The following is an 11110-nucleotide window of genomic DNA, read 5'->3' as shown; positions in this document are numbered from 1 at the left end:
GAATGCGTTCACCCAAAAATATATCTTGAACTTTCATACACTCGATGCTAAACTATTAATGAAGACAAACATTGTCTTACATATTATAATTATATCGGGAGAAATAATATGACAGAAAACAAACAAATTTCAAGGAAGGATTTTCTTAAGGGAATGGGCCTTACTGTAGCAGGCGTTGCAGTAACAGGATCTCTTGCAGGAGTTTTAACAGGATGTTCAACTAAGGAAGCCGAAGCACCAGCACCAGCACCAGCAGCTGTTGCAGCGGCAGTAGATACATCACAGGCTCCAGCATGGCCATTTAAATATGAGAAAATCGACGTAGCAACAGCACAGGAAAAAGCTTATGCAGGCTATAAAGAAAAAGGTGGCTGAGGTAGCGGCGTAGCCGAAGGGTTCTTCGGTACATTAGCTGAACAGGTTGGATATCCATTCAATCAATACCCATCACAAATGTTTACAAACTATGGAGCAGGTTTTACTCAGGCATCTTTATGTGGTTCACTGGGATGTGCTGCAGCATGTATTGGTTCAGTATGTGATGCTGATACAGCAAAAGCAATATTAGGAGAATTGGAAAACTGGTACAAAGAAGCTGAACTTCCAATGTATCAGCCAGAAAATCTTAATTTGCCAACAACTGTAGCAGGTTCAATATTGTGTGCAGACTCTGTAGGAAACTTCATGGCAAAATCCGGATATGCAATGGGTGATCCTGAAAGAAAATCTCGTTGTGCAGGCGTTGCTGCTGACGTTACAGGAAAAATGGTAGAGCTTTTAAATGCAAAATTTGCTTAATAAAAACGAGGAGCAATCCTCGTTTTATTAATAATACTTGATTAAAATTGACAAATGATTTACAATGTACATATATAAAGTAGGAGGTACTCTATGGGTAGAATTGGAGCAACAGAGCTTATATTAATATTAGCTATTGCGCTTATAATATTTGGTCCTTCCAAGCTTCCTGAAGTTGGAAAATCTTTAGGAGAAGCATTGGGACAATTTAAAGCTCACGCTAATAAGGTTTCAGATAATGCAACAGCTGATACTAAGAAAGATGATGAAAATAAAGATATATAAGCCAATATATGTACTTATTTGAATTAATATAATTGATAAAATCCTCAGTTGAAAAATTGAGGTTTTTATTTTTTATAAACATGTGGAAATTATTTTATAAATTAACTCTTGACAAATCATATGGATTCTAATAATATAGGATAAATTTAAAAACATGCCATGAAAAAGAGGAGTAAGTACAAATGCTCACAGAGAGTGAAATTCGCCGGCTGAAAGGTTTCACAGTTAAATTTGTATTGAAGGTAGCTTTGGAGCATTTAATCTGAAGTAGCAGTAGGATTAAACGGTTATTCCGTTATAATAATAAGAGCCTTTATGGAAATTTGGTGGTACCGCGGGAATTCTCGTCCTTATGTGAGAATTCCCGCTTTTTGTTTACAAAAAAAGAAAGAGGTAAGCGTATGAAAATGAAAGCATCAGAAGTAATCGTAAAATGTTTTGAAGCAGAAAACGTAGACTTGGTATTCGGATATCCCGGCGGAGCAGTCCTCCCCCTTTATGAAGCCCTTCGTAATTCTGCCGTCAAACACATACTTGTAAGACAGGAGCAATCAGCAGCACATATGGCAAGCGGCTACGGACGAGCTCTATGCAAAGTTGGAGTATGTATTGCTACTTCAGGTCCAGGTGCCACCAATTTAATCACAGGAATTGCAACGGCTTATATGGATTCAATACCTCTTGTTGTTATAACAGGTCAGGTAAACTCATCAACTATCGGAAGAGACATGTTTCAGGAAGCTGACATCATCGGAGCAACTCAATGTTTCACAAAAAACAGCTATCTTGTAAAACATGCAAGTGAACTTCCGCGAATACTGAAAGAAGCTTTTTATATTGCTTCCACCGGAAGAAAGGGCCCTGTACTCATAGACATTCCCCGTGATATTCAAGAGACTGCAATTGACTTTTCTTACCCTGAAACAGTTAACATAAGAGGATACAAACCTACACTTAGCGGCAACGCAAAACAAATCAAAAAAGCTGTTGAACTGATCAACAAATCCCAACGGCCGGTAATTTGTATAGGCGGAGGCATCAGGTCTGCCCAGGCTTTTAATGAACTTAACATGTTTGTTGAAAAAACAGGAATTCCGGTAGTGTGCACCCTTATGGGAGTAGACTCTTTTTCTAACACAAGCCCTTATTTTGCAGGACTCATAGGATCTCACGGCTATCCTTTTGCAAACAGGATGATGAATGATTCTGATTTGCTGATAGTTATTGGAGCACGTTTTGCAGACAGGTCCACATCAATGATGAAGAAGTCCTTTAACCGTAATATTATTCACATTGATATTGACCCGGCGGAAATAGGAAAAAATTTTGAAACAGCTGTCCCCATTGTAGGAAATGCAAAGGACATACTGACTGATTTATTAGAATGCCATTACTGCTTAAACATTGCTGAATGGTTAAGTGCTTCACAACACATGCGCAAAGACTACATGGAGAAAATTTACTCCCATGATACTACCATGAATCCAAGACTGTTAATCAAGAAAATTTCTGACTTTCTTGGAGAAAAAGGAACATGGGTTGCTGATGTAGGTCTTAATCAAATATGGGCAGCCCACAGCTTTTCAGCAGGTTTAAACAAGAGATTCTTTACTTCCGGAGGTCTGGGCACAATGGGATATAGTCTTCCTGCAGCCATAGGTGCAAAAATGGCATTAAATGAAGAATTCGTAATTGCTTCCATGGGAGACGGGGGCTTTCAAATGCTCATGAGCGACATTGCTGTTGCCAGAGAACACAACGTTGGTGTTAAATTCATTATTTTTAACAATGGAAAACTTGGCATGGTAAGGGAACTTCAAAAAAATTCCTACGGGAAGCAATCATACTTCGGTATAGAGTTCGGGTTCAATCCTGATTTTATGAAAATTGCAGCTGCCTACTGCATCAAATCAATGAAAATTTCAGACAATGGAGAAATTGACGAAGCAATTAAGGAAATGTTCAAGAACAATGACCCATTTGTGCTTGAATGCATTGTAGATCCTGAAATTTCTTCAGTTCCGCGTTTAGGAGGAAGGTCATGAGCGAAAACAAAAAAATATTGTTGTCAATACTTGTTGAAAACTATTCAGGAACTCTTAGCAAGGTAGCCGGACTTTTTACCAGAAGAGGATACAATATTGACAGCCTTAATGTAGCAGAAACACAGGATCCTAAAATCTCAAGGATTACAGTAACCGTAACCGGTGACTCCTATGTAATAGAACAAATAACTAAACAGCTTCATAAGCTTATCAATGTTATTAAAATTTCAATACTTTCATCTGAGTCCTCCGTACAGCGTGAGCTTATGATGATAAAAGTGAATTCTGAAGGGCAAAAAAGGTCTGAATTAGTGCAGATAGTGAATATTTTCAAAGCAAACATAATTGATGTGCAGCATAAAAATTTAATTGTTTCAATAACAGGAGACGAAGACAAAAACAATGCTTTTCTAGAACTTCTTAAACCATTTGGAATTGTGGAAATGACAAGAACAGGCCCTACTGCACTTGAAAGAAGATAAAAAAAAGGAAATTTCAGAATACTGAGATTTCCTTGAATGCTTCCGGCAGGTACTTGATTATGTCCCCTGCAATAAGCGAATATTCACCAACATTTTTAGCAGCAATGTCTCCTGCAAGACCGTGAATGAATACAGCGGCCATAAGAGCATGTTTAATATCTATTTGTTGAGCAATAAATGATGTTATGATACCGGTCAACACATCTCCGCTTCCTGCAGTTGCCATTCCCGGATTGCCTGTGGTGTTTATAAAAATGCTGCCATCTGGACATGATAATAAACTCCTTGCTCCCTTAAGTACAAGGTATGCATTGTAAAATAAAGAAAAACTTCTTGCTGTTTCAATTATATTTCCTCTAATTTCTGCAACACTCTTATTTAACAGCCTCGCCATTTCTCCGTAATGAGGGGTTAATACAATTTCCTGGCGATGATTTTTTAATTTTTCAAGATTTAATAAATTTATGCCTTCAGCATCAAGTACCAGTGGATTTAAACATTCATCCAGAAGACTGTTCAAAATTTTTTCATAATTGAACAAATTAGTACATCCTGAACCTGTAGACACCACATCTGCAAATGAAAGAACTTCCCTGCTGAATTCGTCAAAATACAATCTTTCTTCATTGAAGGGATGTGTGATGGCTTCAAGAGACATTGTTTCAACAACATTGTAAATTGAAGCAGGAATAAACCCTTTAACCAGCCCTGATCCGCTCCTTAATGCAGCGTTAAGGTTAAGAACTGCTGCTCCTGCCATTCCTTTTGAACCTGATACAAAAGCAGCTTTTCCGTATGTTCCTTTGTGGGAATCTCTCTTCCTCTTAGTTATAATTTCTCTTACATCATGAATTGTAATTAATTTTGCGTCATTGTTCTTCAATTGTATTGGTTCAACAAAATCCTCAATTCCTAAAATGAATTTGTCCATTGCTCATCCTCTACCTATGTGTTTGTTGACATTTTCTTTTAATTATTATATCTTAAAATATAAACAAAATCAAATTAAACAGGAGGATTACATGGCACAATTCAAGTGTTCTTCATGCAAAACTACAGCACCCTTAAGCACATTGTCCTTTAAGTGCAGCTGCGGCGGTCTTTATGAACTGGAGTTTTCTCCGCCGAAATTTTCCATGAATTTAATAGATACAAAAGAGTTCAGTATTTTTAGGTACAGAGCTTTCATGCCTTTATATAATGATTTGTGGAAACAGATTACTCTTGGAGAAGGAATGACTTCAACAATACACTACAGTGAAAATTTGTACGTGAAGCTTGATTATGCAATGCCAACTCTTTCCTTTAAAGACAGAGGAGCAGCCGTTCTTGTATGGCTTTTGAAAACCATTGGAGTTAAAAAGGTTGTACAGGACAGCAGCGGAAATGCCGGAAACTCTGTTGCAGCCTATTGTGCCCGAGCAGGAATTGAATGTGAAATATTTGTTCCTAAAGGCACATCTCCCAAAAAAATCAAAATGATAGAATCCCATGGAGCAACCGTGACTGTATTTGACGGTACAAGAGATGAAACTGCAGATGCGTGCAGAAAAAAAGCAGCTGAAGAAAATATCTACTATGCCAACCATGTGTACAACCCCATGTTTTATCAGGGAACAAAGACATACATCTATGAAGTTTATGAACAGCTTGGAAAAATTCCAGACAATTTGTTCATACCTGTAGGAAACGGAACCCTACTAATTGGATGCCGCCTTGCCTTGATGGAGCTGTATGAAGCAGGGTTAATTAAGAAATTTCCGAAAATTTTTATAGTTCAAAGCGAGAAATGCGCTCCTCTTTTCAATGCAACGGACACTCCTCTTGAAATAGTACCCCATAACACATATGCTGAAGGTATTGCAGTTGGAAAGCCCATGCGTGGAAATGAAATACTAAACAGCACTTATCCAGGAGTTCAGGAAATAATTCTTGCCCCTGAGGAAAAAATACTTCCTGCAAGAAGTGAACTTGCTTTGGGAGGATTTTTTGCGGAACACACTACTGCGGCAACTTATGCAGCATACGCAGAATATATTTCAAAACACCTCCTTGAAGGAGATTCACTTATACCTCTTTGCGGTGCCGGACTTAAAAGCGAAAAGTAATTTCATACTAAAATAAAAGAAGCACATACGTGCTTCTTAATTTTATTCAAGTACTACAAATACCGGGCAAGGAGAATCAGAAATTACCCTTTGTGTAACCGAACCAACAAAGAATCTTTTAACCTTTGAGAATCCTCTTCTGCCCATTACAATCAAATCAAATTTTCCGTCTTCTGCAGCTGCAAGAATTTCTTCGTAGGGTTGTCCTGTAACAATCAATTTCTCGACTGCCACTCCGTTCAAATCAAGTCCTTCAAGGAAGGAATCCAAGAATTTTGTACCTGTAGCAGTCATTTTTTCTTTCATTTCTTTGAAGTCATATTCCATGTAAATACCGTACTTCGTATGGCCTACAGTGTCAGGAATATATATAACATGAATAAATGTAAGTTCACTGTTGAACAATTTTGCCAATTCCACACCCTTCTCTGCCGCTTTCTGTGATGCAGCAGAACCGTCAATTGGAACAAGAATTTTTTTCATATAGGTACCTCCCTTTTTTAAAATCATTTTTAATTGTATTATATATATACCTACATTTTTCAATTGTAAACATATTCATGAAAAATTATGTTGTTAAGTAACAAATCAGGACTCCTTGAAAATATCTGCAACATATGTTATAATAAGTTAAACTATTTTGGGAGGATGTCATGATACACGAATCCGGAGAAGATTACTTAGAAACCATACTCATGCTTCACAATAAGAACGGTTATGTGAGATCAATAGATATAGCCAATGAGTTAAACTACACAAAACCAAGCATAAGCCGTGCTGTGAGCATTTTAAAAAATTCGAACTACATAACAGTGGATAAAAACGGCCATATCCTTCTTACTGACCTTGGCAGAGAAACTGCCGAAAGAATTTATGAACGTCACAATGTCATTGCAGAATTTATGATTGCATCTCTTGGAATATCAAGAGAAACTGCCGAAAAAGAATCCTGCAGAATTGAGCACATAGTAAGCGAGGAAACTTTTCAAAAAATGAAAGAATATATAAAAACTCCTGCGAAATAACGCAGGAGTTTATTTTTATTTATGCCCTTGCTTCAGTCTTTTTTCCGAATAGACTGAATTTGTTGTATATCATAAATCCAATGGCAACAAGAAGGAATGCTGCAAAAATTATTAGTACAATATCACCATTTACAACGGCACCTTCAGCTGCTTCTTCCATGGTTGATATATCAAGAACTTTTCTTTCTGTTGCAGATGTACCTCTTAGTATAAAACTTCCAACTGTGTTTACAAGGAAGGAAAGTACATAGGCCAATCCGGTCTGATATCCTATGGCAATCAAAGTCCATTTCCAGTTGCCCATCTCATTTCTTATTGCTCCTATTGCAGCAAAGCAAGGTGCTGCAAGAAGAGTGAACACCATGAATGCAAAAGCAGTAACTTGTGTAAATTCAATTGGAATAACACTTCCAACCGATGCAAATGTTGCTACAACAACTTCTTTTGCAATAAGTCCTGTAATTGAAGCAACGCTTGCTGCCCATGAATCTCCAAAGCCAAGAGGTACAAATATCCATTTTATAGACCCGCCTATGGCTGCCAGCATGCTCTCATCAACTCTCTCGGCACCTAGATATTCAAATGTTGCACTGAAATTCTGAAGAACCCACAGCACTGTGCACGAAAGAAATATGACAGTTCCTGCTCTTATAACAAAAGATTTTGCCTTTTCCCACATGTGAATTGCAACGCCTTTCATTCTAGGCAACTTGTAGAAATCCTCCAATTACAAAACCCAAAGTTTCCAAAAATTTTTTCGTTTCATCCCTGCCCAGTATTTTTTTTATTAACAAATTTTCTCCAGCCTTGGCCATTGTTAAAGGCATTAAAATCACTCCCTTATAGTTGTTAGTCATTGCTAACTGTTACGAGTTTACCACCGCTAACTCTCTTTGTCAACAGTTTTTTAAAATAAAAAAACTCATAGAGTTCAGGTTTATGACAAAGTAACTTTAGACGTTGTCATTCTGAGGGTGTAGCCCGAAGAATCTCATGTTTTCAATAAAAATGAGATCCTTCACTATCGTTCAGGATGACAGCGTCTGAGTTTGTCAATAGTCTAAACTCTTCGAGTTCTTTTGATTATCTTATGGTCGGGAAACGATCAGGTATTACAATTCCTGCTCTTCTTCTTATTTTTTCGGCCATTTCTTCTGCTTTGTCCAATATATCTTCTTCCGAAACAACCTCAACTTTTCTGTTTTTCATGAGCCACTTGCCGTCACACATAGTTGATTCAATATTTGTTGAGTGCATTGAATATACAATACTTGACACAGGATCATGCTGAGGCATGTTTCCAATGCTCCTAGGGTCTATAACAATCAAATCCGCTTTTTTCCCAACTTCGAGGCTTCCTGTTTCCTCTTCCCTCAATATTGTCTTTGCACCGTTTATGGTTGCCATTTCAATTATTGTTTCTGCAGGAGTTGTTTTGGGACTAAGAGTTCTTCCTTTGTGAATGAGAGCAGTCAGATACATTTCATCAACCATGTCCATTCTGTTGTTGCATGGCGCTCCGTCAGTTCCTATGGATACAACCACTCCCTTTTTAAGCATTTCAGGAACCTTGGCAAAACCAAGAACTCTCATGGCAGCAGCTGGGTTGTGAGATGATTTCACGTTGTGCAGCCTGAACAAATCAACTTCCTTGTCAGTGAGCCACACTGTGTGGGCACCAAGTATGTTTTTGTCCAGGAAGCCTATTCTTGATAAGTGCTCAACAGTTGAATACCCTCCTGTTCTTTCCTTAACATAATCTATTTCTCCAGGTATTTCAGCTATGTGCATGTGAATTCCTGTGCCATGTCTGTCAGCCAACTCTTTCGTCCTTAAAAGAAGTTCATCAGTGGCATTGAATATGGTCCTTATTGCAAACCAGTACTTAATTCGTCCGTTTCCCTTGTTGTTCCATTTTTTAAAAGCTTCTTCCTGTTTGTTCAATGTGTAGTCAGTGCTTTCTCTCCATAACAGCGGAAGGCCTTCGCCGGAATCCATTGTTGAACGGGCAAGGGCACATCTCAATCCTGCTTCATCAACTGCCCTTCCAAGTCCGTCCACATGGAAGCCCCCTGATTCTGCAAATGATGTAACACCTGATTTAATCATTTCAACACAGCATGCAAGTGCTGAAATGTATTGCTCTTCTTCTGTCATGCTGCTTTCGTACGGCCAGATTCTTTCTCTGAGCCATGTCAATAAATCCACATCATCGGCTAGTCCTCTTCCAAGCTGCTGTGACATATGGACATGAGTGTTTATTAATCCTGGCATTACAATTTTTCCTTTAAGATCAATTATCTCTGCAGCATCTGTTAAGTCAGAATCTATAAGCTCTCCTACTTTGATTATTTTATCATTTTCTACAACTATACTTCCTTTATCATAAACCTGCCTAAATTTATTCATTGTTATTATGTAGGCATCTTTCAATATTATCCTGCTCATATTTTCTCCTTTATGTTAGTCTTCCCCATTCTTCACTAAACCACAACTCCTAGTCATTTTTATCCTTTGTGGTATCTTCAAAGACGGCATACTGGTTTTTACCATTTCTTTTCGCCTCATACAATGCATGGTCTGCTTCCTTGTATATGTCATCGAATGATTTTTTTTCATCTACAAGGGATATGCCTATACTTAATGATATGTTCATACCATCCACAGAACTGCTGATTTCTTCATTAAGCTGCCTGCATCTGGATTTGACGAATTTTTCAGAAGGTATATTCTGCATGTAAATACAAAACTCATCGCCTCCAAACCTGCCTGCCACATCTGTTTTCCGGAATGTTTTTCTAATTGTTTCGGAAAGTCTCAGCAAAACCTGGTCTCCTGTATAGTGTCCATAGTTGTCATTTATTTCCTTGAAGAAGTCCACATCAATAAGTATGAATGCATCAACAGTGCCTGACTGTCTCTTTGAAATCATAGTTATGATTTTCTCTCTGGTTGAAGTCGGATTGTACAAACCTGTCATCCCGTCAATTTGTGCTTTCCTGATCAGATCATTTTTTTCAGCAACTTCTTCACTTATGTCCACAAGCTTTCCTACCACATATTCAATCTTATGATTTTTTCCATATAGTCTTGTATTTATAACCTTGAAATAACCTTTCCTTCCATCAAGAAATGGAATTTCAATTTCATATGATTTATCATTTTCCTTCATCATTTTTTTCAATTCCAAAGTTTCAAAAGAATTTTCATGAATTACATCAACAAGATGGTTTTTAAGGCTGTTTCCATATCCTTTAATCTTTCTTTCAGTTCCAATGAGTAAAGCAATTTTATCTGATAGTATCAAAATATCTTTTTTAACATCATACTCAAAGAAATATTCGTTTGAAATTTCAGCAAGCATTGAATAGCGGCTGTTCCTGATTTTAAGCTCTGAATTTGTTTTCATCAAATAAAAAACAAATATCAATGCAAAAACAAATACAATTAAAGAAATTGCAGAACCTTTGGATTCAAATATTTTAAAAATCATAGGCAGTGATACAGCAACTTCATTCTGTCCATGCTTCAGAGCTTCTGCAGACACATCAACAAATGTAAGCAAAGCCAAGCATATTATTATAATTTTTTTTCTATGTTATTGCAACTCTTCATATGGTTCTCCTTGTAATATCCTAAAAAAACAAGAATGCAAAAAACAATATTTGCTCTTACAAATACCTGTTTTTGCATTTCCCCATACCCTTTGAAGCTTATGTTAATGTCTAGCTCTTAATATATTTACTGCCTTGTAAATTGTTGTTCCTGATAATGCTCCTGAAGTGTCAATAATCACATCTTTCAGTTGGCATCCCCTGCCTGGCACAAGTAGCTGGTGTAGTTCATCGCTTACAGCATAAATTATGCAGATTGCCAGTGATAAAGCAAATGCTCTTTTGCCTTGGATTTTATTTTTGGCTAAAGCATATGAAACCAGTACTCCAAGGACAGCATATGCTGAAAAATGTGCAAATTTTCTCACAAAATGATTCAGCTGAGAAACAATGTCGTTTAACGTACTCATTTCAATATCTAAAGGAATTACTTTTCCAATAGTTTCAACAATAATTTTAGTCACACCTCTGCTCAGGCTGTTTGAAGCAAAAGCAGGCTGAGCTGAAAGAAAAAATATTACCAGCATCCATACTGCAGCAGGCAGCCAAGGCGTTATCCTTAATTTGTTATTCATATTGTATTCCTTAATAATTAATAGTTTTTAATCTTACTAACAATATCATTATTTTATGTCTTAATCAATATATTATTTCTTAATTTATTATTTCTTTATATAACCATTAATAACCAACCAGAGCAGCTTGCGTATAATGACATATAATATTGAGGAGGAATAAAATGAAATTCTTTTA

The 11110-nt window shown here is 37.1% G+C and carries 13 protein-coding genes, 1 pseudogene and 1 other annotated feature; of the genes and pseudogenes, 7 read left to right on the top strand and 7 right to left on the bottom strand.

The features are described 5' to 3' along the window. Nucleotides 1-108: 108 nt before the first annotated feature. The 5 genes and pseudogenes from BN358_RS27945 (at nt 109) to ilvN (ending at nt 3610) form a co-directional block, all read left to right on the top strand. Entirely contained in the window at nt 109-375 is a 267-nt protein-coding gene (locus tag BN358_RS27945) for a hypothetical protein (protein ID WP_019229324.1), read from the top strand. A 27-nt stretch (nt 376-402) separates the two neighbouring features. Continuing rightward, nucleotides 403-798: pseudogene (locus BN358_RS27940) on the top strand (C-GCAxxG-C-C family (seleno)protein); the annotation flags it as partial. A 93-nt stretch (nt 799-891) separates the two neighbouring features. Next, complete coding sequence (locus BN358_RS14260) at nt 892-1083, top strand: twin-arginine translocase TatA/TatE family subunit (RefSeq protein WP_019229322.1); 192 nt, start codon at nt 892-894, stop codon at nt 1081-1083. 150 nt (nt 1084-1233) lie between these two features. Continuing rightward, nucleotides 1234-1438: a binding site (T-box leader), on the top strand. Nucleotides 1439-1484: 46 nt separating this feature from the next. Continuing rightward, entirely contained in the window at nt 1485-3128 is a 1644-nt protein-coding gene (ilvB, locus tag BN358_RS14255; RefSeq protein WP_019229321.1) for a biosynthetic-type acetolactate synthase large subunit, read from the top strand. Next, on the top strand, nt 3125-3610 hold the full coding sequence (ilvN, locus tag BN358_RS14250) for an acetolactate synthase small subunit (RefSeq protein ID WP_019229320.1): 486 nt from the start codon (nt 3125-3127) through the stop codon (nt 3608-3610). Before ilvB ends, ilvN begins: the two co-directional genes overlap by 4 nt. A 13-nt stretch (nt 3611-3623) precedes the next feature. Here ilvN and BN358_RS14245 read toward each other — a convergent pair whose 3' ends face one another. Continuing rightward, entirely contained in the window at nt 3624-4541 is a 918-nt protein-coding gene (locus BN358_RS14245; protein ID WP_019229319.1) for an NAD(P)H-hydrate dehydratase, read from the bottom strand. A 91-nt stretch (nt 4542-4632) separates the two neighbouring features. On the opposite strand from BN358_RS14245, the gene BN358_RS14240 reads away from it, so the two are divergent. Continuing rightward, complete coding sequence (locus BN358_RS14240; protein ID WP_019229318.1) at nt 4633-5718, top strand: pyridoxal-phosphate dependent enzyme; 1086 nt, start codon at nt 4633-4635, stop codon at nt 5716-5718. Between the two features lie 42 nt (nt 5719-5760). Here BN358_RS14240 and BN358_RS14235 read toward each other — a convergent pair whose 3' ends face one another. Continuing rightward, entirely contained in the window at nt 5761-6201 is a 441-nt protein-coding gene (locus BN358_RS14235; RefSeq protein WP_019229317.1) for a universal stress protein, read from the bottom strand. 173 nt (nt 6202-6374) lie between these two features. Here BN358_RS14235 and BN358_RS14230 point away from each other — a divergent pair, with 173 nt between their 5' ends. Then, a complete protein-coding gene (locus BN358_RS14230) occupies nt 6375-6743 on the top strand; it encodes a metal-dependent transcriptional regulator (protein ID WP_198018507.1) in 369 nt (122 codons plus the stop codon). A 19-nt stretch (nt 6744-6762) separates the two neighbouring features. On the opposite strand, the gene BN358_RS14225 is transcribed toward BN358_RS14230, so the two are convergent. The 5 genes from BN358_RS14225 to BN358_RS14205 all read right to left on the bottom strand — a co-directional run bounded on the left by BN358_RS14225 (nt 6763) and on the right by BN358_RS14205 (nt 10932). Next, nucleotides 6763-7443, bottom strand: a complete 681-nt coding sequence (locus BN358_RS14225; protein WP_019229315.1) for a nucleoside recognition domain-containing protein — start codon at nt 7441-7443, stop codon at nt 6763-6765. A gap of 1 nt (nt 7444) precedes the next feature. Next, nucleotides 7445-7570 (bottom strand): hypothetical protein, encoded by a 126-nt coding sequence (locus tag BN358_RS27935; protein WP_019229314.1) that lies wholly within the window; start codon nt 7568-7570, stop codon nt 7445-7447. Between the two features lie 256 nt (nt 7571-7826). Beyond that, a complete protein-coding gene (locus tag BN358_RS14215) occupies nt 7827-9191 on the bottom strand; it encodes an amidohydrolase (RefSeq protein WP_019229313.1) in 1365 nt (454 codons plus the stop codon). A 49-nt stretch (nt 9192-9240) separates the two neighbouring features. Continuing rightward, entirely contained in the window at nt 9241-10308 is a 1068-nt protein-coding gene (locus BN358_RS14210; protein WP_157593540.1) for a GGDEF domain-containing protein, read from the bottom strand. Between the two features lie 153 nt (nt 10309-10461). Beyond that, nucleotides 10462-10932 carry a VanZ family protein gene (locus tag BN358_RS14205; RefSeq protein ID WP_019229311.1) on the bottom strand — a complete coding sequence of 157 codons (471 nt, stop codon included), beginning with the start codon at nt 10930-10932 and terminating at the stop codon, nt 10462-10464. Nucleotides 10933-11110 lie beyond the last annotated feature (178 nt).

Origin of the sequence: Sedimentibacter sp. B4, from assembly GCF_000309315.1 — a bacterium.
In the GTDB taxonomy this organism is placed as follows: domain Bacteria; phylum Bacillota; class Clostridia; order Tissierellales; family Sedimentibacteraceae; genus Sedimentibacter; species Sedimentibacter saalensis.
This window is presented reverse-complemented; position numbering and strand designations above follow the sequence as displayed.